18 protein-coding genes are annotated in these 24,962 nt (G+C 63.7%); all 18 read right to left on the bottom strand.

The window, feature by feature from the left end:
- Positions 1-3: 3 nt before the first annotated feature.
- Complete coding sequence (locus C4N22_RS03975; protein ID WP_242980939.1) at positions 4-1,488, bottom strand: LCP family protein; 1,485 nt, start codon at positions 1,486-1,488, stop codon at positions 4-6.
- Between the two features lie 129 nt (positions 1,489-1,617).
- A complete protein-coding gene (gene yqeK, locus C4N22_RS03970; protein ID WP_112148071.1) occupies positions 1,618-2,193 on the bottom strand; it encodes a bis(5'-nucleosyl)-tetraphosphatase (symmetrical) YqeK in 576 nt (191 codons plus the stop codon).
- Between the two features lie 9 nt (positions 2,194-2,202).
- Entirely contained in the window at positions 2,203-2,838 is a 636-nt protein-coding gene (nadD, locus tag C4N22_RS03965) for a nicotinate (nicotinamide) nucleotide adenylyltransferase (protein ID WP_112148070.1), read from the bottom strand.
- On the bottom strand, positions 2,838-3,134 hold the full coding sequence (locus C4N22_RS03960) for a YhbY family RNA-binding protein (RefSeq protein WP_022257712.1): 297 nt from the start codon (positions 3,132-3,134) through the stop codon (positions 2,838-2,840). The genes nadD and C4N22_RS03960 overlap by 1 nt, the downstream gene beginning before the upstream one ends.
- A gap of 77 nt (positions 3,135-3,211) precedes the next feature.
- Positions 3,212-3,847 carry an RdgB/HAM1 family non-canonical purine NTP pyrophosphatase gene (gene rdgB, locus C4N22_RS03955; protein ID WP_112148069.1) on the bottom strand — a complete coding sequence of 212 codons (636 nt, stop codon included), beginning with the start codon at positions 3,845-3,847 and terminating at the stop codon, positions 3,212-3,214.
- Between the two features lie 165 nt (positions 3,848-4,012).
- A complete protein-coding gene (ftsY, locus tag C4N22_RS03950; protein ID WP_112115108.1) occupies positions 4,013-4,954 on the bottom strand; it encodes a signal recognition particle-docking protein FtsY in 942 nt (313 codons plus the stop codon).
- 264 nt (positions 4,955-5,218) lie between these two features.
- Positions 5,219-8,776, bottom strand: coding sequence for a chromosome segregation protein SMC (gene smc, locus C4N22_RS03940; RefSeq protein WP_112148067.1), 3,558 nt, complete (start codon positions 8,774-8,776; stop codon positions 5,219-5,221).
- A complete protein-coding gene (rnc, locus tag C4N22_RS03935; protein ID WP_112148066.1) occupies positions 8,777-9,451 on the bottom strand; it encodes a ribonuclease III in 675 nt (224 codons plus the stop codon).
- Positions 9,452-9,559: 108 nt separating this feature from the next.
- Positions 9,560-10,570, bottom strand: coding sequence for a phosphate acyltransferase PlsX (plsX, locus tag C4N22_RS03930; RefSeq protein WP_022257717.1), 1,011 nt, complete (start codon positions 10,568-10,570; stop codon positions 9,560-9,562).
- A gap of 270 nt (positions 10,571-10,840) precedes the next feature.
- Positions 10,841-12,217: a methylenetetrahydrofolate--tRNA-(uracil(54)-C(5))-methyltransferase (FADH(2)-oxidizing) TrmFO gene (trmFO, locus tag C4N22_RS03925; protein WP_112148065.1), complete on the bottom strand. Its 1,377-nt coding sequence runs from the start codon at positions 12,215-12,217 to the stop codon at positions 10,841-10,843.
- Positions 12,218-12,375: 158 nt separating this feature from the next.
- Positions 12,376-14,460, bottom strand: a complete 2,085-nt coding sequence (gene topA / locus C4N22_RS03920; RefSeq protein ID WP_112115102.1) for a type I DNA topoisomerase — start codon at positions 14,458-14,460, stop codon at positions 12,376-12,378.
- 33 nt (positions 14,461-14,493) lie between these two features.
- On the bottom strand, positions 14,494-15,639 hold the full coding sequence (gene dprA, locus C4N22_RS03915) for a DNA-processing protein DprA (RefSeq protein ID WP_112148064.1): 1,146 nt from the start codon (positions 15,637-15,639) through the stop codon (positions 14,494-14,496).
- Positions 15,636-16,418, bottom strand: a complete 783-nt coding sequence (locus tag C4N22_RS03910) for a TrmH family RNA methyltransferase (RefSeq protein ID WP_022257721.1) — start codon at positions 16,416-16,418, stop codon at positions 15,636-15,638. Before C4N22_RS03910 ends, dprA begins: the two co-directional genes overlap by 4 nt.
- Positions 16,419-16,487: 69 nt before the next feature.
- Positions 16,488-16,838, bottom strand: coding sequence for a 50S ribosomal protein L20 (gene rplT, locus C4N22_RS03905; RefSeq protein ID WP_005928218.1), 351 nt, complete (start codon positions 16,836-16,838; stop codon positions 16,488-16,490).
- A gap of 52 nt (positions 16,839-16,890) precedes the next feature.
- Positions 16,891-17,094 (bottom strand): 50S ribosomal protein L35, encoded by a 204-nt coding sequence (rpmI, locus tag C4N22_RS03900; RefSeq protein WP_005928215.1) that lies wholly within the window; start codon positions 17,092-17,094, stop codon positions 16,891-16,893.
- An 18-nt stretch (positions 17,095-17,112) separates the two neighbouring features.
- Positions 17,113-17,664, bottom strand: coding sequence for a translation initiation factor IF-3 (gene infC, locus C4N22_RS03895; protein ID WP_022256821.1), 552 nt, complete (start codon positions 17,662-17,664; stop codon positions 17,113-17,115).
- Positions 17,665-17,900: 236 nt separating this feature from the next.
- Complete coding sequence (locus C4N22_RS03890; RefSeq protein ID WP_112148063.1) at positions 17,901-21,575, bottom strand: UvrD-helicase domain-containing protein; 3,675 nt, start codon at positions 21,573-21,575, stop codon at positions 17,901-17,903.
- On the bottom strand, positions 21,572-24,943 hold the full coding sequence (locus C4N22_RS03885) for a PD-(D/E)XK nuclease family protein (RefSeq protein WP_112148062.1): 3,372 nt from the start codon (positions 24,941-24,943) through the stop codon (positions 21,572-21,574). Before C4N22_RS03885 ends, C4N22_RS03890 begins: the two co-directional genes overlap by 4 nt.
- Positions 24,944-24,962: the final 19 nt, after the last annotated feature.

Below are 24,962 nucleotides of genomic sequence, written 5' to 3'. Positions count from 1 at the left end.
AGATCAGCTGTTTGCAGGCTGACCGTCGGTGGTGGTAGCGCCCGCCACATCGGTGTCGCCGCTGAGGATGGCGTCGTCGGACTCCTTATCCAGCTGGCCGACGAACTGTACGTTGGCGCTGGTGGAAGCCGTGCCGTGGGGCCAGCTGTCGGTGACGAGGTTCAGCTCGCTGGCGTCCACCGGGCCGGTGTAGTTGCGGAAATAGGTGTTGAGCAGCTCTGCAATGGATCCCTTGTCCGGCGCCACGCAGGAGTAGCCGTCAAAGCTGTCGGTCTTGCCCACGTTGGGCACGCCCATAAACACGGGCGTCTGGGCCAGCATGATATTGCCGCTGTCAATGCGGGTAAAGGACACCAGCATCTTGGCAATGGTGGTCAGGTCCATATCGGTGTGGATATAGTTGTTGAACACCAGCGGCAGCTGGTTGAGCACATCGGTGATGCCCATGTTTCGCACCCGCTTGAACAGGCCGGCATAGAAATAGCGCTGCATGTTCAGGCGGTCGATGTCGGAGTTGGAGTAACCCTCGCCGTGGCGGCAGCGGACAAAGAACTCCGCCGAAGCGCCGTCCAGGTTGCGGTAGCCCTGCTTGAGGGCGCTGCCCGCAAAGGACATATCGTGGGGGATATACACCTCGATGCCGCCAAAGTTATCCACCATTTCCACCAGCGCCTGCATGTCAATGGTGACATAGTAGTCGATGGGGAGCTTGTACTGGTCATAGATGACCTCTGCCAGCGCCGCGATGCTGCCGTTGTTGGACAGAGCCACCGAGTTGATCTGGTAGTTGGAGGCGGCGTAGGTCTTGCCGTTGGAAAGGGTCACTTTCCGGCTCTTGGTGGCCACCAGACTGTTGCGGGGGATCTGCAGCATCCGCAGGGCACCGCCCTTGATATCAAACTGGCAGTAGAGGATCATGTCCGTCATACCGTCATTGGAAGACGAATCGCTGTAGTTGCGGCCCTCTTCGTAGTCGATGCCGCAGACCAGGATGTTGACCACATCGCCCTTGTACTCTTCCAGCGTCTGGATCTCCTGGGTGATGGAGGGGGCATCCTCTTCCGGCTTCAGGTTATCTTCCACCTTGGTCACCATGCTGGCCGCGTAGACCACCACGCCGGACAGCAGTGCCACCACCGCCAGCGTGACCGCCAGCGGCAGCCAGAGCGGCGTCTTCTTTTTCTTTTTGCGGCGGCGTCCGCCGCTGCCCTGCGGGGCAGCGTGTTTGGGCGGCAGATTCCCGCCGCCGTTTCCGCCCGTGCCACCGCTGCTGGCAGCAGGCATCTTCAGGCCCAGCTCCTGCCGGGTATCCGGCTCCGGGCGGGCCTTGGCTTTGGGCAGCTCCTGCGGGGCGGCCGGTTCTTCCGGCTGGAAGAAATCCGGCTGGCCGTTCAGGGATGTCTTGGAGGCCGGAGCCTCCGCGGGGCGCTTCTCCGTCGGGCGGTTCAGCGAGCGTTCTGTATTGATACGACGCGGAGCTTCACTCATTCGTTTTATTCCTTCCGGTTGTTGTGCGGGCCCGTGGGACACTTCCCTCAAAAAGCTCGCCATATCTTTTAGTATAACATCGTTCCCCGTAATCTGCAATCCGTTTTCTGTGCAGAGGGGCGCGTTTGCTCAGCCGCGGGCGTCCACCCGGGCCTTGATGTCATCGTAAGCGGCCTTGGACACGGGATCCAGCGGCTTGCCCTGGGAGAGAACAAAATCATTCGTCTGCTTGAGGGCAGCCAGCATGGCGGCGTCCAGATCTTTCAGTTCCAGCTTCCGCAGCTTGTTCACGCCCGGCCAGTCCCGCTCGGCACTGGTCATATCGGCCAGGTAAACGATCTTGTCCAGCTTGCTCATGCCCGGCTTGCCTGCCGTGTGGCAGGCGATGGCCGAGAGGATGGCCTCGTCCTCCACGCCCCACTGGGTGCGGGCCAGGATGGAAGCACAGATGCCGTGCCACACCGGGGTGGGGCGGCTCTCGCCGCCCTCGGCGTACTGGGGGTACTGGCGCATGATCTCGCGCATCTCGTCCTTGCTGATCTCCTTGGCGGAGTCGTGCAGGATGGCGGCCAGCGCCGCTTTTTCCTTGTCCGCCCCATACCGCTTTGCCAGCTTGACCGCCATTTTTTTCACGTTGATGGTGTGCTCATACCGCTTATCGCTCAGGCGGCCGCGCACAAGCTCCTTTGCCTGTTTCAAGTTCATGGTATTGGTTCAATCTCCCTTTGCCCGGTAGAGGCCCTCCCGCGCGATGACGCGCTGGACCAGAGCCGGGAGTTCGTTTTCACAGCTTTCGCCCCCTGCAAGGCGGGCACGGATGTCACTGCTGGCCATGGGCAGCGCCGTGACCGGCGCAAACAGCACCCGGCTCCCGCCGGGGTCCAGCTGATCCGCCTTGGCCTGAAGCGCGGGGATGTCCCCGGTGTTCCGGCTCGTGACCACCAGATGGGCCAGCCGCAGGATCTCCTGCCAGCGGTGCCACCCGTCAAACGAGAGGAGCATATCACTGCCAATGGCAAGATACAGCTCTGCCCCCGGGTACTGCCGCGCCAGCATTTCCAGCGTGAGCACCGTGTAATTCCGGCGGCCTGCCGCAGCCTGCTCAATTTCCCAGGTGCTGACATGCAGTGCCCGGGCTGCCGCCCGCGGCCCCTGCACGGCTTCCGCAAAGCAGCCGCACATCTCGGCCCGCAGAGCGCCGGGTGTCGCCGACATCTGTTTGAACGGCGAGACCCCCGCCGGCATGACCACGATCTCATCCGGCTGCACGCGGGACGCCGCCGCCCGGAGGTTGTTCAGGTGGCCGTAGTGGGGCGGGTCGAACGTGCCGCCGTAAAGCAGAATTTTCATTATTTCAGCAGGTCCGCGTAAGCGCTGTCCTTTTTCTTCTGCAGGTAGAGCACGAATTTGGAGCCGATGACCTGCACGCAGTCGGCGCCGGTGGCCTCTGCCAGCTTGATGGAAGCCTCGCGGGCATTGTACATGCTGTTCTCCAGCACCTTGAGCTTGATGAGCTCCCGGGCTTCCAGGCAGTCCTTGACGCCCTGGATCATGGTCTCGTCGATCTCGCCCTTTCCCACGATGAAAACGGGGTCCATGGTGTTTGCTTTGCCGCGCAGGATGGCGCGCTGTTTGCTCGTCAACATAATTGTTTCTCCTTTGTATGCGTATGTTTTCATTGGACAGCGGGAAGTTTCTCCGAGGAAGCTCCCCGCTGTCCAGCTCATTTTGCTAAAAACTTCGGTAATTCTTCTTCGAGTTTTGCCAGCGCGTTGCCGCGGTGGCTGATGGCGTCTTTTTCATCCGGGGTCAGCTGGGCGTAGCTGCGGCCCTCTGTGTTGGGGCGCTTGCCTGTTTTGCCCACGCCGCACTCGTCCGGGATGAACAGCGGGTCGTAGCCAAAACCGTAATCCCCGGCCAGCCGCTCAAAAGCCACTTTTCCCGGGCACTCGCCCATGCAGGTGAGGTGCTTTCCGTCCGGCAGGATGAAGCAGACCGCCGAGACGAACTTCGCGCCCCGCTTGCCCGCCGGGACATCTTTCATGTTTTCCAGCAGTTGATCGTTGTTGGCTTCATCGTCGCCGTGGCGGCCGCAGTAGCGGGCGCTGTAAACACCCGGGGCCCCATCCAGAGCATCCACGCAGAGGCCGGAGTCATCGGCGATGGTGGCCATGCCGCTGGCTTTGCAGATGGTCTCGGCCTTGATGAGGGCATTGGCCGCAAAGGTGGTGCCCGTTTCCTCGGGCTCAAGGGTGATGCCCAGCTCTTTCTGGCTCACCACCTCGTGGCCCTGCGCTTCCAGAATGCGGCGCAGCTCCCGGAGCTTGCCCGCATTGCCTGTTGCTGCACAAATTTTCATATTGCTTCTTCCTCCCGTTTGTTCCAACGTTCGCGTCTTCTCAAAACTCGCCCTCGTTGCCAAGGGCTCCCCTGCTGGGAAAGACTCCCCCGGCCGGGGGAGGTGGCACGAAAGTGCCGAAAGGGGAGCGGCTGGCATCGCGCAAGCGATGACTGAGAGGTTTTTTTAGTGCTTCCATCCCGTGCGGGGGATCAGCTCTTCCACAAAGCCCTCCGGGGTGAACGGGAGCAAGTCGTCGATGCCCTCGCCCACGCCGATGAACCGGACGGGCAGGCCCAGCCGCTGCTTGACCGCCACCACGCAGCCGCCCTTAGCGGTGCCGTCCAGCTTGGTCAGGATAATGCCGGTGGCGCTGGCCGCCTTGCAGAATTCCTTGGCCTGGCTGATGGCGTTCTGGCCCGTGATGGCGTCCAGCACCAGCAGCGTTTCCAGGCTGGACTCCGGAGAAGCCTTTTTGACACTGCGGCTGATCTTGGACAGTTCTGCCATCAGGTTTGCCTTGTTGTGCAGGCGTCCGGCCGTGTCGGCAATGACCATGTCATAGCCCTTGGCCGTGGCCGATTTAACGGTGTCAAAGATGACTGCCGCCGGGTCCGCGCCCTCGCCTGCCTTGACGAGGGGCACGCCGGCCCGGTCCGCCCAGATCTCCAGCTGCTCGCTGGCGGCGGCACGGAATGTATCACCGGCCGCCAGCATCACCTTGCGGCCCTGACGGGTGTAGTAATCGGCCAGCTTGGCAATGCTGGTGGTCTTGCCCACGCCATTGACGCCGATGACCAGGATCACCGCCGGGTGCCCGTCCAGCGCCATCTCGGCCTCCGGCTGCATCTCCTCGGCAATGAGGTCCCGCAGCTCGTCGGCGGCCTGCTCACCGGTCTTCAGGCCTTTCTCGTTCACCCGGTCGCGCAGCTTGTCCACCAGTTTGATGGCCACTTCGCCGCCCACGTCGGCCAGGATGAGCTGTTCTTCCAGGCTGTCGTAGAGGTCATCGTCGATCTTGCTGCCGGTCAGTGTATTGAGGATGTTGCCCCAGAAGCCCGTGCGGGTCTTCTCCAGGCCATCTTTCATTTTATCTTTTTCTTTTTTGCCAAATCCAAAGAGTCCCATGGTCGGCCTCCCTTATCGTATGCGTTTTATTTTTAGCGTCCTTGCCCTCTCCGTCATCGCTCACGCGATGCCACCGGTTCCCCACTTTGTCACCTACGGTGACATTTCTCCCCGCACCGGGGAGAATCTTTCCCAAAGTGGGAGGCCTTGGCAGTCCACGCAAAGTGTATTTCTTTGCCAAGGGCTCTCCCTTTGGGAGAGCTGGACGCCGATAGGCGGCCTGAGAGGGCTAGCCCGTTGCAGAAGAGGTTTCTCCTATTATAACTAAGAAACGAGTGTCGCGTCAACATGCTCCAGGTCCAGTTTGAGCAGTTTGGAGACACCGTCCTCCTGCATGGTGACACCATACAGCACGTTGGCGGCCTCCATGGTGCCCCGGCGGTGCGTGATGACGATGAACTGCGTCTTATCGCTCACCCGGCGCAGGTACTGGGCAAACCGGCCCACGTTGGCGTCATCCAGCGCGGCCTCGATCTCGTCCAGAATGCAGAACGGAGCCGGGTTGACGGCCAGAATCGCAAAGTAGATGCTGATGGCCACCAGCGCCTGCTCGCCGCCTGAGAGAGCTTCCAGGTTCTTGATGACCTTGCCCGGCGGTGCCACCCGGATGCCAATGCCGCTGGAGAGGACATCGCTCTCGTCTTCCAGGATCAGGCTGGCCTCACCGCCGCCGAACAGCTCGGTAAAGACACGGCCAAAGTTTTCGTTGATGGCACGGAAGCTGTCCGAGAAGATTTCCCGCATCTGCCCGCAGAGGTTCGATATCATCCGGGTCAGCTCGTTTTTGCTGTCCTCCACATCGGCCACCTGGGCGCTCAGGGCGTCGTACCGGGTCTTCACTTCCTGATACTCTTCAATGGCGCTGACGTTGACATTGCCCAGCGCGCGTATTTTGCCGCGCAGGTCGGATACCTGGGCCCGCAGCGCCGTGACGCTTTCAAACTCCACACAGAGCTCTTCGGCCTGGCTCACGGTCAGCTGGTATTCATCCCAGAGCTTGGCGGCGGTCTGGTCGTATTCTGCCTCAGCGGCAGCTTTCCGCTCGGCCAGGCGGGCCATCTCCCGGCTCATCTCTTCGCGGCTGTCGGCCGCAGCGCGGCCCCTTGCCAGTGCCTCGGTCTCGGCCTGCTGGCGGCCCAGCCGCTGCTCGGTCGCCTGGCGGATGGCCGCCTCTTTCTCCGCGATCTTTCCCGTGCTGTCGGTCTTGGCTTTGCGGATGGCCTCGATCTCGGCCCGGCAGGCATCGCTGCGCCGGGCCAGCGCGTTTCTGTTTTCTTCCAGCAGGGCACGGCGGCTGGCGGTATCCGCCGCCCGCTGTTCCAGCGCGGCGATCTGCGCCTGCGCCAGCTCGGCATCTTTCTGGCGGCTGACCTGTTCCAGCCGCTTGGCACTCCGCTGCTCGGCCAGCACCCGCTGCCGGGTCAGGAAGGCGTCGTCCCCCTCGGCCAGCCGGTTCAGCTCCTCGGAACGTGCTTCGATTCTTTCCGTCAGCGCTTCCTCGTCCGCCTGGGCCTGAGCGGCTTTTTCCCCGCTGGCATCCAGCTGGGCATTCAGTTGGTCGATCTCTGCCTGTCGGGCCGTCCGGGCCGTTTCGGCCTGCTCCACGGCTGCTTCCAGCCGTTTGCGTTCCGCTTCGGCCCGGACGCGGTCGTTGGCGGCGGTGATCTGCTCACTGGCCGTAGCGGTCAGCTCTGCGGAAATCGCGTCCGTCTGGCTTTTGAGCTGGTCCGTCTTCTCCTGCGCGGCCAGACAGTCTTTCTGGAGCTTTGCAGCCTTGAGCCGCAGCTCCTCCATCTCCTGCTTGCGGGTGAACAGCCCCGCTGACCGCTGGACGCTGCCGCCTGTAAAACTGCCGCCCGCGTTGATGACCTGCCCGTCCAGCGTGACCACTTTGTTGTGGTAGCCGTTGTCCCGGGCCACCCGGGAGGCCTCATGGATGTCGTCCACCACGATGATGCGGCCCAGCAGGTTGGAGACGATATTGGCGTATCGTTTCTCTGCTTTGACAAGAGCCGACGCCAGCTTTGCCGAGCCGGACAGCCGCCCCCGGAACACGCCGGGCTGGACGGTATCCAGCGGCAGGAACGTGGCGCGGCCCGCGTTCTCGCTCCGCAGCAGAGCAATGCCCGCCTTGGCGGCGGCTTCGTTCTCCACCACGATGTTCTGCAGCGCCCCGCCGAGGGCCGTCTCAATGGCCACCTCCCGCCCGGGCTCCACTTCCAGAATGGCGGACACCGGCCCGATGACGCCCCGCAGCCGGCGGGCAGAGGCCGCCCGCATCACAGTCTTGACGGAGTTCTGGTAGCCGTCCATGTTCTTTTCCAGCTCCCGCAGCACGGAGAGCCGCTGGCGGGCCGCGTCCAGCTCCCGGCCCAGCCGCTGTTCGGCGGTGTCAGCCTCGTCCAGAGCGGCCCGGCGGTTCTTGAGCTTGAGCTCCAGCCCCGCCCGGATGTTTGCCAGCTGCTTTTCGTTCTGTTCCAGCACGGTCTGGTACTGGATGGTATCGGCCAGATCCTGCTTTGCGTCGTCCCGCTGGACCGCCAGCGTCTCCGCCGCCTGTTCCAGGTCGGGCAGGCGCTGCCGGGCCGTCTCGGAGGCGGCTTCAGCGGCGGCCTTTGCCACCTGCGCCTCGGTGCGCTTGGCGGTCAGCTCCGCCACCTCGGCGCGCAGCGTGTCCCGCCGGGCCCCGCTGGCGTTGTTTTCGCTGGTCAGGCTGGCCAGCTCCTCGTTCAGGGCGGCCAGCTCCGCGGCCAGCTTCTGCCCGGCTGCCTCCATGGATTTTGCCACGGCGCGGTGTCGTTCCAGCGCCGCGGCGGCTTCGGAGCGGTCCTGCTCCCCTGCCGCGATCTCCCGCTGCAGGTCGGCGGCGCTCTCCTCGTTGCGGGCAATGTCGTTTTCCAGCACGGCGATCCGGCTCTCGCTGCCGCTGATCTGCTCCGTGATGCTGCGGATATCCCCATTCAGGCGCTCGACCGTGATGGTCAGTTGCTGTGCCTGCATCCGGATCTCCTCAGCCTCGGCTTCCGCAGCCTTGGTCTCCCGGTCAAACCGCTCGTAATCCGCCTGTGCAGTCTCATAGTCCCGCACCTGCTGGCGCACAGCTTCCCGGGCCCGGTGGACGCCGTCCGTCCAGAGGGTGACTTCCAGCGTCTTGCGCCGGGCACTCAGTTCCAGAAATTTCCGGGCTTTCTCGCTTTCTTTTTCCAGCGGGCCCACTCGGCTTTCCAGCTCGCCCAGGATGTCCCGCAGGCGTTCCAGATTGTCCGCTGCCGCCGCCAGCCGCCGCTCCGCCTCATTTTTGCGGTAGCGGTATTTGGCAATGCCGCAGGCTTCCTCAAAAATTTCCCGGCGCTCACCGCTCTTCGCGGCCACGATCTCTGCAACGCGGCCCTGCCCGATGACAGAATAGCCGTCCCGGCCGATGCCGGTGTCCAGCAGCAGCTCGTAGACATCCCGCAGGCGGCAGACCTGCCCGTTGATGCTGTATTCACTTTCGCCAGAGCGATAATACTTGCGGCCGATGGTCACTTCGTCCGCATCCAGATCCAATGTGTGGGCGCTGTTGTCCAGCGTCAGGCGCACCTGAGCAAACCCCATGGCCCCCCGGCGGCGGGTGCCGCCGAAGATGACATCCTCCATCTTGCCTGCCGCCCGCAGCTGGCGGGTGCTGGTCTCGCCCAGCACCCAGCGCACCGCGTCCGAAAGGTTGGATTTGCCCGAGCCATTGGGGCCTACCACGCCGGTAACGCCCTCGTCAAACCGGATCTTGACCTTATCGGGGAAGCTTTTAAAGCCCTGGATCTCCAGCTCTTTGAATACCATTTACTTTTCCTTTATCACACCCAGCAGCTTGAGCGCCTCGCGGGCGGCGTGCTGCTCCGCGACTTTCTTGCTGCGTCCCTCGCCGCGGGCGACTTTGTCCGAGTTGAAGCGGACGGCCACCACAAAGTGCTTGTCGTGGTCGGGGCCGGATTCCTGCTCCACCACATAGCTCAACCGTTCCTCGGGGTTCTGCTGCACGATCTCCTGCAGGCGGGTCTTGTAATCCGCCTCGGCGTGCTTGCCCTCGGTGATAAAGGGCAGGATGAAATTGCGGGCTACCTCCATGCCGCCATCCAGATACAAAGCGGCAATGACGGCCTCAAAGGCATCGGACACCACGCTGGGGCGGGTGCGGCCGCCGCAGCGCTCCTCGCCGCGGCCCAGGCGCAGGTACTCGCCCAGGTTGATCTCCTGCGCGAACTGGAACAGCGCCCCCTCGCTGACGAGGCTGGACCGGATGCGGGTCAGATCGCCCTCGGGGCGGTCGGCGTAGGCATGGAACAGATAATCCGCCGAGACGATCTGCAGCACGCTGTCGCCCAGAAACTCCAGCCGCTCGTTGTGCTTGACAGGCACCCGGCTCTCGTTGGCATAGCTGGTGTGGGTAAGGGCTGTTTCCAGCAGCTCCGGATTCTTGAATTGATAGCCGATGATGGTTTCCAATTGATGACTCATAGATTTTATTACTCCCTTATGTCGTTCCGTTTTTCGGCAAACACATGGCGATCACATAAAACAAAATCTCTTTGCCAAGGGCTCCCCGATCCGGGGAGCTGGCCGCCGTCAGGCAGACTGAGAGGGTTTCAACTCATCGAGTGCTGCCTGCATGGTGCCGCACAGGTCGTTCTCCACACAGATCTTTGCCTGACGGATGGCGTTCTTGATGCCCTTGGCCTTGGAGGAACCGTGGGCCTTGATGACGGGCTGCTTGGCCCCCAGGAACGGGGCACCGCCGTACTCCTCGCTGTCCATCTGGTGCTTGAGGTCGCTCACGCCGCCCTTGAGCAGCAGGTAAGCCAGCTTGCCGCCCAGGTTTGCCAGGAACATCTGCTTGAGCATTCCCAGCAGCATCTTGGCCACGCCCTCGGTCAGCTTGAGGATGACATTGCCCGTAAAGCCATCACAGACCACCACGTCCACTTCCCCGTTGGGCACGTCCCGGGGCTCGATATTGCCCACAAAATTCACGCCCGGGGTCACTTTCAGCAGCTGATGTGCTTCTCTCAGCATCGGGGTTCCCTTGCTCTCCTCGGCACCGTTGTTGGCCAGCGCCACCGTGGGGTTCTGGCGGCCCTCCACCTTGTTGACATAGCAGCTGCCCATCACGGCAAAGGCGGCCAGCATCTCGGGGCGGCACTCCACATTGGCACCGCAGTCCAGCAGCAGATAGGCCTGCTTTTTGGCGGGCACCATGGTAGCCAGTGCCGGGCGCTTGACGCCCCGCAGGGTGCGCACGATGAGGCTGGCGCCCACATGCAGGGCACCCGTGCTGCCGGCGGAGACGAACGCGTCGCCCTCGCCGTTTTTCAGCATGTTGAGACCCACCACAATGGAGGAATCTTTCTTGGAGCGGATGGCCCTGGCAGGTTCATCACACATCTCAATGGTCTCGGTGCAGTTGTGCAGGGTGATGCCGTCCAGCGGAATGTTGTGCTCGGCAGCGGTCTTGCGGACCAGTGCCTCATCGCCCACGCCGATGACCTCCACGCCGTACTCCTTGACCGCGGCGGCCGTGCCCTCCAGCACCGCCAGCGGGGCGTTGTCGCCGCCCATCATATCCACAATGATCTTCATAGGTACTCCTTTCTGATTGTTCGTATCCTTGCCCTCTCCGTCATTGCTTCGCAATGCCACCTTGCCCCCTTCTGGCACTTTCGTGCCACCTCCCCCGGCCGGGGGAGTCTTTCAAAGTGAGAGGCCTTGGCAGTCCCCGCAATGTTTCCGGTTTTGCCAAGGGCTCCCCCTTTGGGAAAGATTTCCCCCGGTCGGGGGAAAATGGCAAAGCCAAAAAGGGGAACAGCTGGACGCCAATAGGCGGCCTGAGAGGGCTAGCTTGTTTCCCTTTTACAATGCATTCTCGTCCAGCCACTGCTGGAAGCTGGCCACAGCCCGCTGGGCGGCGGCCATGTACCGCAGGCGCTTGTCCCGCGGGCGGCTCTCCTCCGGCAGCGGGGGCAGGATGCCCATATTGGCTCCCATAGGCTGGAAGTGCTTGTTCTCGGTGGTCAGGTACTGGATCAGCGCCCCGCACATGGTATCCACCGGGGGCGGGGGCAGCACTTTGCCCTCCAGCCGGGCGTAGAGATTGCGGGCCGCCAGCAGGCCGCTGGCCGCGCTCTCCATATAGCCCTCAAAGCCGGTGATCTGCCCGGCAAAGAAGACGTTGGGGTGCTCTTTCAGGCAGAGACTCCCTTCCAGCACCCGGGGCGCGTCCAGGAACGTGTTGCGGTGCATGACACCGTACCGCACGAATTCCGCGTGTTCCAGGCCCGGGATCATGCGGAACACCCGCTTCTGCTCGCCCCACTTGAGGTTGGTCTGGAAGCCCACGATATTGTAGAGCGTCCGATCCTTGTTCTCGGCCCGGAGCTGGACATTGGCCCAGGGGCGGTGGCCGGTGCGCGGGTCAACGAGGCCCACCGGGCGCAGGGGGCCGAACCGCATGGTATCGGCTCCCCGGGCGGCCATGATCTCAATGGGCATACAGCCCTCGTAGACCGTGACCGCATCGGCCTTTTTGCCGTGGGCATCCGGGTCCGGCTGGGCGGACTGCTCCGCCCCGGTATCAAAATCGTGGAGCGGTGCCCTCTCGGCCGAGGCAAGGGCTGCATGGAACGCCTCATACTCCGCCTTGTTGAACGGGCAGTTGAGGTAATCGGCCTCGCCCCGGTCATAGCGGGAAGCGGCAAACACTTTTTCGTGATCGAGACTTTCCGCCGTCACGATGGGAGCCACGGCGTCGTAAAAATGCAGCCGCTCGTCGCCCGTCAGCTTGCCGATCTCGTCAGCCAGGGCACCGTCCGTCAGGGGGCCGGTAGCCACCAGGATGGGCGCACTCTCGTCGATCCGCTCCACCCGCTCCCGGTGGACGTTGATGTTGGGGCAGGCTTCCACCAGCCTCGTCACCTCGGCGCTGAACGCGTCACGGTCCACAGCCAGCGCGCCGCCGGCGGCCACACGGGCCGTCTCGGCGGCATTGAGGAGCTGGCTGCCCATCCGGCGCATCTCCTCCTTGAGCAGGCCGGAAGCGGAATCCAGCCGCTCGGCCTTGAGGCTGTTGGAGCAGATGAGCTCGGCAAATCCCTCGCTCTTGTGGGCCGGGGAAAAATGGGTGGGTTTCTGCTCATAGAGCTCCACCTGCACGCCCTTGCCCGCCAGCCAGAGCGCCGCCTCGCAGCCCGCAAGGCCGGCACCCAATACAGTAACTTTGTAATTTTGCATTTCATATCCCTTTCATCTTACTTCAAAACCCCAGGCAGTCAGTAGAAACATTCCCGCACTGCCAAGGGCTCCCCTGCCAGGAAAGACTCCCCCGGCCGGGGGAGGTGGCGCGAAAGTGCCGAAAGGGGAGCGGCTGTCTGCGAAGCAGACTGAGAGGTTTAATCTTTCTTCGGCACCGGCATCTCAAAGCCACAGCCCTCTTTTGCACAGTAGAGCTTGGAGCCCTTGCGGAAGAGGGTGGAGCCGCATTTCTCGCACTTGGTGGCCACGGGCATGTCCCAGGTCATAAAATCGCAGTCGGGGTAGCGCTCACAGCCGTAGTAAATGCGGCCCTTGGCGCTCTTACGCTCCAGCATACGGCCCTTGCCGCACTTGGGGCAGATGCCGCCGGTATCCTTGACCAGCCGCTTGGTGCCCCGGCACTCCGGGAAGCCCGAGCAGGCCAGGAACTTGCCATACTTGCCCACCTTGATGACCATGGGGCGGCCGCACAGGTCGCACACCTCGCTGGAGGGCTCGTCCGGCACCTTGACCTTTTTGCCCTCCATGTTCTTCTCCGCCTGCTCCAGGCTGGCTGCAAACCCCTGATAGAAGTCGTCCACGGTCTTGTGCCAGTCGGCCTTGCCGCTTTCCACCTTATCCAGGTTCTTCTCCATCTCAGCCGAGAAGTCCACATCCACGATGTGAGGGAACTGCTCCAGCATCAGGCCGTCCACGGCCCGGCCCAGCAGGGTGGGCTTGAGCTTTTTCTGGTCCCGCTCCACATAGCCGCGGTCAATGATGGTGGTGATGATGGGCGCGTAGGTGGAGGGGCGGCCGATGCCGTTCTCTTCCAGCGCCTTAATGAGGGTGGCCTCGGTGTAACGGGCAGGGGGCTGGGTGAACTTCTGTTCGCTCTTCAGCTCCTTGAGCTTGAGCACCTGGCCCTGCTCCAGCGGGGGCAGGCTGGTCTCTTTCTTTTCTTTCTCGTCGGTGGCTTCCTCGTACAGGGCGGTAAAGCCATCAAACGTGACCGTGTAGCCGCTGGCCTTGAAGCGGTAGTCCCCCGCATAGACGGTCACGGACACGGTATCCTGCTGGCAGTCGGCCATCTGGCTGGCCATAAAGCGGCTCCAGATCATCCGGTAGAGCTTGGCGGTATCGCCGCTGATGCTCTGATCCACCTCGTCCGGCGTCAGGGACGGCACCGAGGGACGGATGGCCTCATGGGCGTCCTGCGCCGCGGTCGCGCTCTTGGTCTTCCAGGCGCGCTTGTAGGGACAGATATAATTTTCGCCGTAGGCCCCTGCGATATACTCCTTTGCGGCGGCAACGGCTTCATCGGAGATGCGGAGGCTGTCGGTACGCATATAGGTGATCAGACCCATGGTGCCATGCCCGGCAATGTCCACGCCCTCGTACAGGGTCTGGGCGGCCCGCATGGTGCGGGTGGCCGTAAAGCCCAGGCGGCGGGAAGCCTCCTGCTGCAGGGTACTGGTGATGAACGCCGGGGTGGGCTGCTTGGAGCGCTTACCCTTTTTCAGTTCGCCCACGGTGTACTCGGCCCCCTGCAGGCCCTGCTCAATGGCGCGGGCCTCTTCCTCATTGTGGGGCAGGAGCTTTTTGCCCTTGGCGTCCGAGGAGAGGCGGGCCGTAAAGGTCTTGCGGCCCACGCCGAAGCTGGCGTCAATGTTCCAGTACTCCTCCGGCTTGAAATTCTCGATCTCTTTTTCCCGGTCGTCGATGATCCGGACGGCCACGCTCTGCACACGGCCTGCCGACAGGCCCCGGCGGACTTTCCGCCAGAGGAACGGGCTGAGCTTATAGCCCACCAGACGGTCCAGCACGCGGCGGGCCTGCTGGGCGTTGAAGAGGTCTTCGTCAATGGCGCGGGGGTGGGCCATGCCCTCCTGCACGCCTTTCTTCGTGATCTCGTCAAAGGTCACGCGGTTGTTGCCGTGGGGGTCCAGGCCCAGGATATTGGCCAGGTGCCAGCTGATGGCTTCGCCCTCACGGTCCGGGTCGGTCGCAAGGATGACGCCGTCCGAGTGCTTGGCCTTGCTCTTGAGCTCCTTGATGAGCTTTTCCTTGCCCTTGATGCTGATGTACTGGGGCGCGTAATCGTGCTCCACATCAATGCCAAGCTGCGAGGCGGGCAGATCCCGGATATGGCCCATGCTGGCCGTTACTTCGTAATCCTTGCCCAGATATTTGCCAATGGTCTTCGCCTTTGCGGGCGACTCCACGATCACCAGTTTCGACATACGTTTTCTCCCTTTTATATAGAAATGCGCTTTTCAGCGCAGAATATACCGTTTTCCCGGCAGGCAGAGCACCCGGCCGGAGAGTTCCAGCTTCATCAGGGTGCCCAGCAGCAGAGCCGTGGGCAGGCCGCTCTGGCTCCCCAGTTCCTCCACGCCCCGGGCCTGCGGGCCGATGCAGGCCAGCACCCGGCGCTCATTTTCACTCAGCGGGGCGGCTGCAGTGCGCTCCTCTGCCCGCGCCGCGGCCGGGCGGAGGCCCAGCACGTCAAATAAGTCTTCCGCCTTGCAGACCGCCTTGGCGCGGCCCTCCCGCAGCAGGGCATTTGTCCCCTGCGAGTTGGGCGAGAAGATGCTGCCCGGCACCGCATACACCGGTTTTCCATACCGCTCGGCATGGTTCACCGTGGACATGGTGCCGCTTTTTTCCTGCGCCTCCACCACCACCAGCGCGGAGGACAGCGCCGCGATGAGGCGGTTGCGCTGCAAAAAGCCGTTCCGCCCCACGGGCTCGCTCTCGGGCGGGTACTCACTGATGACACAGCCTTTCCGCTCGATCTGCCGCCGCAGTTCCCGGTTGGAGGCCGGGTAGGTGCGGTCGATGGGGACGCCCAGCACCCCGATGGTGGGGCAGTGCTCCCGGACAGCGGCGCGGTGGCCCGCGCTGTCCAGCCCGTCCGCCAGCCCGCTGACGATGACGGCCCCGGCTTTTGCCAGGGCTCCGCCCAGGTCCGCTGCCGCCTGCTGGCCGTACTCGGTGGGCTTGCGGCTTCCCACCATCCCGATGGTGGCAGGCTCGTTGAGCCAGCGCGGGTCGCCAGTACAGTAGAGAACCAGCGGCATGTCCGGGATACGGGAAAACGCCAGTGGATAGTCCGGGTCATCATAGGGTAGGATGCGGATGCCCCGGGCCGCGCACCGCCGCGCAAAGGCACGGTAGTGCTCCGGGGTGTTCCCGGGCAGGCTGGCCCGCTGGGCGGCGGGGATGCCCGCCGCTGCCCGGAACGCGTCACTTTCCCGGGCTTCCCAGGCTTCCTGGGCCCCGCCAAAAGCGTCCAGCACCTGCCCCGCGTGGCCGCTGCCCGCACCCAGGGTGTGGGCCAGCCAGAGCCAGCAGAGCAGCGGCTCCGGCGCGGGCTCGGGCGGGAAGAGACTCATCTGCCCGAGGCCCGGGCCGTTCACAGGCTTTCCTCCCGGAAATGCCACAGCAGAATGCTGCCCGCAATGCCCGCGTTCAGGCTCTCCACCCGGTCGGTCATGGGGATGCGCACCGTGCCATTGCAGGCGCGGATGGTCTCCTCCGTCAAGCCCTGGCCCTCGCTGCCGATGACGACGCAGACGCCGCCCGGGTAGCGGGGCTCGGCCGCGCTCAGGGGCTGCGACTTATAAAGTGCCGCCGCCAGGCAGGTGATCCCCTTTGCCCGCAGGGCGGCAATGGCCTCCGGCATCTTCCCAGCCTCGATGACCGGGATGCGGACAGCCGCGCCCATGGAGGCCCGGAGGGTCTTGGGGGCCCAGACGCTGGCGCAGCCGTCACTCAGCAGCACGCCGTCAAAGCCAAACGCCGCCGCCGAGCGCAGCAGGGTGCCCACATTGCCGGGGTCCTGCACCCGCTCCAGCGCCAGATACCGCCCGCCCGTTCTGGCTTCTTCCAGCGTATGCTCCGGCGTGCGGAACACGCCGAACACGCCCTGATGGGTGCCCACGTCGGCCAGTTTATCGGCCACATGGTCCTCCACCAGATAGTGCTCCCCAGGCAGAGTTTCCAGCTCGGGGCATTTTTCAGCCGCCGTTTCGGTGTAAAACAGGGTTTCCAGCTCCGCGCCACGGGCCAGCTCCGGGCAGAGCTTGCGGCCCTCGGCCAGAAAGCGGCCCTCGCCGCGGCGGAACGCCGCACTCTGCGCAAGGCGGCAGGCGTATTTGATCTTTGCGTTTTCCCGGCTGGTGATTTTTTCAGTCATGCTGCCCTCCAGAACATACAAAAAGGACGCCCGCGTAATAATACGCGCGGGCGTCACAAAAGGTCTTGATTAGGCGTTCTTCACGGTCTCGACCAGAGCTGCAAAGCTCTTGGGATCGTTGATGGCCATTTCGCTCAGCATCTTGCGGTTCAGCTCGATGCCTGCCTTCTTCAGGCCAGCCATAAAGGTGGAGTAGTTCATGCCCAGAGGACGGACAGCATTGTTGATGCGGCAGATCCACAGGTTGCGGAACTGACGCTTCTTCATGCGGCGGCCAGCCAGAGCGTAGTTGCCGCTCTTCATGACCTGCTGCTTGGCCATCTTAAAGTGCTTGCTCTTGCAGCCGTAGAAGCCCTTAGCCAGCTTCAGCATCTTCTTGCGACGTTTGTGGGTCATGGTTGCGCCTTTGATACGTGCCATTTTTTATATCTCCTTTAGTCTCGTAAATGTCTGTGTGCTTGCGGCTCGCTTCTTAGGCGTAGGGCAGCATGCTCTTGATGGTAGCAGCGTTGGTCTTATCAACGTAGCTGGGCTGACGGTAACCACGGGTCAGCTTGGTGGTCTTCTTGGTCAGGATGTGGCTGCGGAATGCATGGCCGCGCTTGATCTTGCCGTTCTTGGTCAGCTTAAAGCGCTTCTTAGCGCCGGAGTGCGTCTTCAGTTTCATCTTAGCCATTTTAGTATCCTCCTAAAATTAGTCCTTATTGGGTTTCGGGATCAGCAGAATGGACATCGTGCGGCCCTCAAGCACCGGTGCTTTGTCCATGCTTGCCTGGGGCAGGCCCTCGGCAAAGCGTTTCAGCACGTCGGCACCCAGTGCGCTGTGCGCCATCTCGCGGCCACGGAAGCGGATCGAAACTTTCACCTTGTGGCCAGCTGCCAAAAACTTGGCGGTCTGGTTCAGCTTGGTGTTGAAGTCGTTGGTGTCAATGTTGAGCGAGAGGCGGGTCTCTTTGACTTCGACCACCTTCTGGTTCTTCTTGGCTTCCTTCTCCTTCTTCTGCTGTTCAAAACGGTACTTGCCGTAATCCAGCACCTTGCACACAGGCGGGACAGCCTGCGGTGCGATCTTTACCAGATCGAGCCCTGCGTCCTCAGCAGCACGCATGGCCACCTGAATGCTGACCACACCTTTCTGCTCGCCGTCTGCTCCGATCAGGCGAACCTCACGGTCACGGATCTGACCGTTGATCTCCAGTTCCTTCGACTTTCCAGCGGTAGCGATGATGAATGCACCTCCAAACAATAATCCATAGTGTTGCAAAATTTAGCGTAGAAAACGCGGCCGCCCGTTTCCGGACAGCCGCGCACAATTCACTCAAAGCCGCACTCCTGCTCTCAGGAGATACGTTTCAGGGTATAGCCCGGGGATTTGAACCCCACAAGGCGAGCGCGGCACAGGCCGTAGCTGCTTTCTTTACCCGAGTAGTTTACCACAGCCCGTATCCCCTGTCAAGCATTTTTATGCGGATTTTTGAAAAATTATGTTTCCACTTCGAGCAGCCGGTTCAGGCTGAACGAGTAGATCCCTTTATACGTCACGGGCTTTGGCGCGAAGCGCTTTTCAATGGCCAGGGCGTACAGATTGAGCTGGGCACGGTAGGCGTCCAGAAACTCCTGTTCCGTCTTTTTGCGGTCGGTCTTATAGTCCAGCAGCTCGATGTGGTCGTCAAACACCAGCACGATGTCCGCAATGCCCTGCACCAACACCCGCGCCTGGGCGGCCGCGGAGTCTGCCTGCAGCCGGGCACTCCCCTGCGCCGCCAGCACCGCGCTGGCAGGCAGGGCCGTGATGAAGTCCAGCTCCCGCAGCACCTGCTTTGCCGCCCGGATGCGGGCAAAAGCCTCGCTTTCCACAAAGCGGCGGATCTTGCTCACATCCAGCTTCCCGGCAATTTCCGGCGGGGTAAGCTTTGCCTCCACCTGCCGCTGGCGCTCGGTGCGGATGGCCTCGGCCAGTGTATCCCCGCCCCCGGCAAGCCCGGCGGCAAGGGCTGCGAAATCGGCGTGCTCCAGAAAGGCGTGGAGGGCCGTTCCCATCTCGGCGGCGGTGAGGCCGTCTTTGGAAAGGAACGCGGGCCGCTCCAATGTCGTCTGCTCCTGCTTGTGGACGATGCTGGTCACGCTGACCTTGGCAGGCACCGCGGCCAGGTCCGCTGCAGGGTACTGCCAGCCAAAGCCCGCCCGCAGTGTCTCTACAAGGGCCGGGTCGGCGGAGGCCGTTTCGAGAATTTCTTCCGCCGTTTCCGGCTCCGCCGCCTCCGCCGGGGCGTCATGAACCGTCACCGCAATGGTGCTCCGGGTGTCCACAAACGGCAGCTCCAGATTCTCCGCCAGGCGGCGGAGCGGCCCGCCGCCCGGGTGGACCAGCAGCGCCGCCCGCAGCCAGTCCGCAAAGCAGGCCGCCTGTTGGTGCAGCGTCTCCCCTGCCCCGGCCGTCAAAAACGCCGCCGCTTTGGCAAAGGGGTTGGTGGTCTTGGTCATCCCCAATGGGATGGTCAAAATCAGCTCGTCCTGCGCCCGGGTCAGGGCCACATAGAGCAGCCGCATCTGCTCACTGCGCATTTCCTGCTCGTGGACATTGGCCAGGGCGGCATAGGCGGCGGTCTTGTAGGCGCCCTCCCCCGCCTCGGGCCGGAGGCGGAGCCCCGCGCCGACCTCCCGGTGGAGCAGCACCGGCTGGCGGGTGTCGGCGGCATTGAACCGCCGGGCCGTGTCCGCCAAAAACACCACCGGGAACTGCAATCCCTTGGAGCGGTGGATGGTCATAATGGTCACGCAGCCAGGGCGGGAACCGCCGGGAACGGTATCCTGCCCGGTGGAGCCCGCCAGGGCCGCCGCGTCAATGGCGCGCACCAGCGCCGAGATGCCGCTGCCGCCCACGCTGGCGCAGAACGCCGCAAACCGCCGGGCGTCCTCCCGGCGGCGGGTGCCGTTTTCCATGACGCCCAGCGCCGCCAGATAGCCGGTGGAGGCAAAGATCTCCTCCAGCAGCTGCTCCACCGGCACGCTCCGGGCCATCCGGCGCAGCTCCGTCAGGCGGGCATAAAAAGCCCGCGCTTTCCGGGTGAACTCGTTGTCTTCCTCGCTCTGCACTGCCGCCAGCACCGCGCCATAGAGGCTGGTCTTGCGCTGCAGGGCCCGGAGACGGACAAGATCATCGTCCGTGAAGCCGAACAGCGGCCCCAGCATGGCAGCTGCCAGATAGATGTCCTGCGCGGGGTTGTCGATGACCCGCAGCAGGGCGATGAGAGGCCGGATGTGGGGGGCATCCAGCAGATTTTCCCGGGCGTCGGCATAAACCGGGATGCCCCGGGCCGTCAACGCCTCGGCATAGGCCGGGAAATCGCCGCGGGCCGCCAGCAGGATGCAGCAGTCCTCATACCGGACCGGGCGGGTCGCGCTCCCCTCCCGCACCGGCTCCCCGGCCGCCACCAGCTGCTCGATTTTTTCCGCGATGAAATTCGCGTCTGTCTCCGCCGTGTCGTCGGGCAGGAAGTGCGCTTCCACACGGCCCGCGTACGTTCCCGGTGCCCCGCAGACCAGCCGCTGGCCGTCGCCGTAAGCGGTATCGCCCAGCGAGGGAGTCATGAGCTGCTCAAACAAAAAGTTGATGCCCGCTACCACCTGCGGCGCGCTCCGGAAGTTGGCATCCAGCGCCAATAGAGCGTTCCGGCCCGGGGTGCCCTCCTCCGGGCGGGGGCGGGCAACTCCGCCCGGCAGCAGGGGCCAGCGATCCAGCTTTTGCCGGAAGATGCTGGGGTCGGCCTGACGGAAGCGGTAGATGCTCTGCTTCAAATCGCCCACGAGGAACAAATCATCCCCGCTGGGGGTGGCAAGGCAGGTGTAAAGGGCGTCCTGCAAGGCGTTCGTGTCCTGATACTCGTCCACCATCACGGCGGCGTAATTCTGCCGGATGCTCTCGCACAGCGGGGTGGGCTTGCCGTCCGCGTCCCGCAGCAGGCGGAGAGCCTGATGCTCAAAATCACTGAATTCCAGCAGCTTCCGCTCCTGCTTTTTGGCGGAGAAGCGGGCATCAAAATCCCGCACCGCCGCAAACAGGGCCCGGAGCCGAGGCAGGGCCTCTTTCCGGTCCGCCTCGGCCTCTTCCATGCTGCAGGAGACAAGGCCGCAGATGGTCTCAAACAGGTCCGCCGCCTCACTGGCGCGGGTCTTGATGGCGGTCTTGTGGTCGCCTTTCAGCCGCCTGCGGGAGCCTTTCAGGCCCGGCGTCTCCTCCATGCCCAGAACATAAGGGGTGAGCCTGTCGTAAAGGGACGTCCACTCCCCGGCCCGGGCCAGCCGCTCCACCTCGCCCAGCCGGGCGGCAGCTTCTTCCAGCCGGCCGCAGACTTCCTCGTATTTTTCCTGCACCGCCTCTTCGGCTTTCCGGATGGCTGCAGGCGTTTTTTTCAGCTGTGCTTCCCCCAGCTCCTGCACAGAGTCCGTGTTTGCATCCGCCAGCGCCGCCTCGAACAGCTCCCGGGCCGACTGCGCATCACGGGCAGCCTCCCGCAGCAGGATGTCGTGCCAGCAGGTGGAAGCAAACCCGTTCTCCGCTTCCCACGGGGCTAAAAATTCGTCCAGCTTTTTGTCATAGTCCGGCAGGGCACGGAGGAAATCATAGACGTGTAGGATCGTCTCCCCCGCCGCCCGGTCCGTGCGGCCCTTGCCGTACAGGTCGGCAAAGGCGCAGAAATCCGGGTCGGCGTAGGCGTGCTCCAGCGTCTCCGAGAGGGCCGCTGCCCGCAAGGTTTCCACACTGCCGGGGTCGGCGGGGGAAAAGTCCGGCGGGATGTCCAGCGCCTGGAAATGCTTGTGGAGCAAATCGAGGCAGAACGCATCAATGGTGCAGATGGGGGCCCGCTGCAGCAGCATCCGCTGGCGGCGGAGGGCGCTGTTGCCCGGCTCTGCCTGGCTGCGCCGGAGCAATGCCTGCCCGATGCGGGCCCGCAGCTCGGCGGCAGCCGCGTTGGTAAAGGTAACGATGAGGAGGCGGTCGGCGTCCACGGGGTGGTCCGGGTCCGTGATGAGCCGGACGGCGCGCTCGGTCAGGACAGCGGTCTTGCCGCTGCCCGCCGCCGCGCTCACCAGCAGCGCACCGCCCCGGTCTGCAATGGCGGCGCACTGGGCAGGCGTCCATTTGGGTTCGCTCATGCTTTTTCCTCCTCCTCGGTTTTTTCTTCGGGTTCAAAAGGCTTTTCCGGGGCGTTCAGGGCCCGCTCCCCGATGCCCGTCTCATGGCAGCAGATAAAGCCGTAATCACACCACTGGCAGGGGCTGCGGCCCGTCACCAGCGGCTCGGCGGCGATCTGCCCGCCGTAGAGCTGCTCGCCCATCCGGGTGACCAGGTCGTCCAGATGCAGCTCGATGCGGTTCAGCTTGGCGATGTCCGCCCGCTTGTCTTTCTGGTAGGGGCTGGGGGCACCGTTGCGGAACGAGAACGGCAGATACCGCCCCGTCTCGTCGGCATCCATGGCGTCGAACACTTTCTGCTCGTCCCGCACCAGGCCATCCAGCTTGTACTCCACGCTCTTGGCGGCGTTCTGGCGGGTGGTCGTCTCGGGGGCCGGGTCGGCCAGCAGGTACAGCACGCCCGCAGGCTCTGCCCCGGTAAAACGGCCGCTTTTGTCCCGCGTCAGGCTGAACAGGTAGAGCAGCATCTGACAGTCCAGGCCGCAGTAGACCTCTTTCAGGTCCAGCTTTTTGCTGCCGGTCTTGTAGTCCACCACCCGCACCCAGCGGGTACCGTCTTCTTCCACCCATTCGTCCGCCCGATCCACCGTACCGATGAGCTGCACCGTCCGCCCGTCCGAGAGATGATAGGTCTGCCCGGGGACAGAATCCTCCCCCCGGCCGATCTTCAATTCACAGGCCACCGGGCGGAAACTGGACTGCCGCTGTTCATCCCGCAGGTAGCACAAAAGGCTTGTCATGCTCTTTTTCAGGCGGGAGAGCAGGTAGGCAAAGCGGGCGGTGTCCTCCGGCAGATAGCGCTTGGCGTACTCGTCCACCAGCAGGGAGGCCAGCGCCGCCATGGCCTCGTCGTCCAGCTCCAAAAAAGGCGTCATGGCGTTGGCGCAGGGGTTGTCCGGGCCGGGGTTCGGGTCCAGCGCCATCTGCAGCACCCAGTGCATCAGGGTGCCGCTCTGGTCGGCGGAAAGCTCTGCCCGCTTGCGGGGGCGCAGGCCTAAAACGTATTGCAGGAAATAGCCGTAACGGCAGGTATAATATTTTTCCAGCTGGCTGGGGGAGATGCGGAGCCGCCGCCCCAGCAGCGCTTCCAGAGCCGTGAGGTCGTGCACCTGCCGGGGGGCACTTTCCGCCATCCGGCGGAGCAGGGCGAGGCCTTGCGGTTCTTCGGTTTCTTCCGGTCCCGTGCCCGGTGTTTTCAGGGCCTCGGTCAGGCTGGCACGCTCCACCTCCGTGAGGGGCCAGCCTCCGCCCAGGCAGTCCAGCCCGTCCGCCGGGGTGGCGGCCAGGTCAGCCAATTCCAGCTCCGGCGGGGCAGGGTCCAGCGCGTCCACAATCGGCTCCAAGGCCGCGCACAGGGTCAGGCCCTGCCCCTTGGGCCAGCTCATCCAGAGCCCCTTGGCCGGGGCGGTCAGTGCCTTATAAAAACAGACCTGCTCGCGCACCACCCGGTTCTCAAAGCAGTCGGGCAGGTCGATCTCATTCGCCATCAGGGCATCGCGGTCCGCATGGGTCAGCAGACCGCTTTCGCCGGGAGCCGTGGGGAACTCGCCCTCCGCCAGCCCCAGAACAAACACATAGTCCGGGTCGTCCAGCCGCATTTTGCCAGCACCAGCCAGCACCACGGCGTCCAGCGTCTGGGGGATGTGTCCCAGATCCGAGGCGCGGAGCAGCAGGCCGAACAGGTCCTCGTACTCCGCCACCGTGACGGTCTGTTCCCCCAGCAGGCGGGCCATCTCGTTGAGCAGGCCCATGACGACGTTCCACTCCCGGGCAGCTTCCTCCGCTGCCGGGATGCCCCGCTCGGCCCGGATGGCCTCGATGAGGCTGGTTTGCTGATCTTCGGCCCCCAATTCTTTGAGGCAGAAATAGAGGGCCCGGCTCATCTGCTCGGCATTGGCGGAGCGCAGCTTGCCCCGCAGGGTGTCCACGGCCCCCACCAGCAGGGCACGGGCTTTCTCGGCCCGGGCCAGGTTGGCAGTATCCTCCTCGGTGGGTTCCATATCGCCAAAGCCCCTGGGATTTTTGGTAAACTCCTCCCGCCAGGCCGCCGCATTGGGGGCCCAGGTATAGGCGTAGTTTTCCAACGCGCAGACCTCTTCCTCGGTCAGGCTGCACAGGCCGGTCTTGGCCAGGGTGGTCAGCTGCTCGGTGAGCTCCGCGCCCCGGGTCAGAGCCAGCAGGGCTCGCACGGCGGTGGCCGGGGCGCTGAACTCCGGCGTGGTAGGCTCATCGCAGTAGAGGGGAATGTCCGCCATCCGGAACTCATACCGCACGGCGGCCCTGTACTTTGCAATGTCGCGGCAGACCACGGCGATCTTCCCGCAACGGACCCCCTGCCGCATCAGGCGGCGGATGGCTCCCGCCGCTGCCCTGGCTTCTTCCTCCCGGCTGGGGGCGGCAAACAGGTACAACCCGTCGGCCGTTTCCGGGGGCAGAGGTTCACAGCGGCCTGTTTCCAGCAGGCGGGTCACAGCCGCCAGCGCCGGGGCATCCTGATGGCGGAGATCTTTCCGCAGCAGCTCCGGCACGGCTACTTCCGCCCCGTTTTTCCGGGCCAGCTGGCGCAGCTGTGCCGCCACCTGCTTGGCCCCGGAGAACAAACTCAGATCTTCCGGCTGCAACGGGGTCCCGTCATCGCACAAGGCCACCGTTACCATGGGCAATGCCGCCAGCATGGCCCCCATCAGCCTCTTTTTGGGGGCGTTGAACGTATCAAATTCATCTACAAAGACCGCCCGGTCCCGCAAAAACTCCGGCAGCTTTCCCGCCGCCAGTGCCGCTTCCAGCCGGTCCGCAGCCAGCTCCAGCCGGTCCGCCGGGTCCATGCCGGTGTGGGCCAGCAGCGTTTCATACCCCTGGAAGATGAGGGCCAGCTCGCTGAGTTTGCCGCTCTCTGTGCCGCAGTTCCGGGCCAGCGCATAGAGCTGCTGTCCGGAAAGGCCCGCGCTCTTGAGTTCGTCAATGGTCTCCGCCGCCATCTGGCAGAACGCCGCCGAGCGGCGGTGGCGGTAGTAATAGTGCACATTGTCCTGCAGCTCTTCCAGCGCGCGGCGGACCAGCACTGTCCGCCCGGCATCCGAGAGGGTCTGCACCGCCGCGCCGCCCTCGGTGGAGAGGATCTTCTCGGCCAGGCTGGTGAACGAAAAGCTCTCCACCAGCCCGGAGAGGCTGTCCCCCAGTTCCCGGTAAATGCGGCCCTCTGTAGAGGAAGTAAACTGTTCCGGCACCAGCAGGATGCTGCGCTGCCCTGCCTCGGCCCGAGCCTTGACGCGCTGGTACAGCAGGGTTGTCTTGCCGCTGCCGGAGCCGCCTAACACGAATTTCAGCATAGTTTCTCCTTGCTCGCCA

Origin of the sequence: Faecalibacterium prausnitzii, assembly GCF_003287495.1 — a bacterium.
Classification (GTDB): Bacteria; Bacillota; Clostridia; order Oscillospirales; family Ruminococcaceae; genus Faecalibacterium; species Faecalibacterium prausnitzii_I.
Note: the sequence above shows the minus strand (reverse complement) of the source record. Positions and strands in the feature narration are given on the sequence as shown.

What these genes read in the sequence shown, in the direction of transcription:
- C4N22_RS03975 (WP_242980939.1), bottom strand. Translation starts at nt 1,488, where the DNA reads ATGAGTGAAGCTCCGCGTCGTATCAATACAGAACGCTCGCTGAACCGC.
- yqeK (WP_112148071.1), bottom strand. Translation starts at nt 2,193, where the DNA reads ATGAACTTGAAACAGGCAAAGGAGCTTGTGCGCGGCCGCCTGAGCGAT.
- nadD (WP_112148070.1), bottom strand. Translation starts at nt 2,838, where the DNA reads ATGAAAATTCTGCTTTACGGCGGCACGTTCGACCCGCCCCACTACGGC.
- C4N22_RS03960 (WP_022257712.1), bottom strand. Translation starts at nt 3,134, where the DNA reads ATGTTGACGAGCAAACAGCGCGCCATCCTGCGCGGCAAAGCAAACACC.
- rdgB (WP_112148069.1), bottom strand. Translation starts at nt 3,847, where the DNA reads ATGAAAATTTGTGCAGCAACAGGCAATGCGGGCAAGCTCCGGGAGCTG.
- ftsY (WP_112115108.1), bottom strand. Translation starts at nt 4,954, where the DNA reads ATGGGACTCTTTGGATTTGGCAAAAAAGAAAAAGATAAAATGAAAGAT.
- smc (WP_112148067.1), bottom strand. Translation starts at nt 8,776, where the DNA reads ATGGTATTCAAAGAGCTGGAGATCCAGGGCTTTAAAAGCTTCCCCGAT.
- rnc (WP_112148066.1), bottom strand. Translation starts at nt 9,451, where the DNA reads ATGAGTCATCAATTGGAAACCATCATCGGCTATCAATTCAAGAATCCG.
- plsX (WP_022257717.1), bottom strand. Translation starts at nt 10,570, where the DNA reads ATGAAGATCATTGTGGATATGATGGGCGGCGACAACGCCCCGCTGGCG.
- trmFO (WP_112148065.1), bottom strand. Translation starts at nt 12,217, where the DNA reads ATGCAAAATTACAAAGTTACTGTATTGGGTGCCGGCCTTGCGGGCTGC.
- topA (WP_112115102.1), bottom strand. Translation starts at nt 14,460, where the DNA reads ATGTCGAAACTGGTGATCGTGGAGTCGCCCGCAAAGGCGAAGACCATT.
- C4N22_RS03910 (WP_022257721.1), bottom strand. Translation starts at nt 16,418, where the DNA reads ATGACTGAAAAAATCACCAGCCGGGAAAACGCAAAGATCAAATACGCC.
- rplT (WP_005928218.1), bottom strand. Translation starts at nt 16,838, where the DNA reads ATGGCACGTATCAAAGGCGCAACCATGACCCACAAACGTCGCAAGAAG.
- rpmI (WP_005928215.1), bottom strand. Translation starts at nt 17,094, where the DNA reads ATGGCTAAGATGAAACTGAAGACGCACTCCGGCGCTAAGAAGCGCTTT.
- C4N22_RS03890 (WP_112148063.1), bottom strand. Translation starts at nt 21,575, where the DNA reads ATGAGCGAACCCAAATGGACGCCTGCCCAGTGCGCCGCCATTGCAGAC.
- C4N22_RS03885 (WP_112148062.1), bottom strand. Translation starts at nt 24,943, where the DNA reads ATGCTGAAATTCGTGTTAGGCGGCTCCGGCAGCGGCAAGACAACCCTG.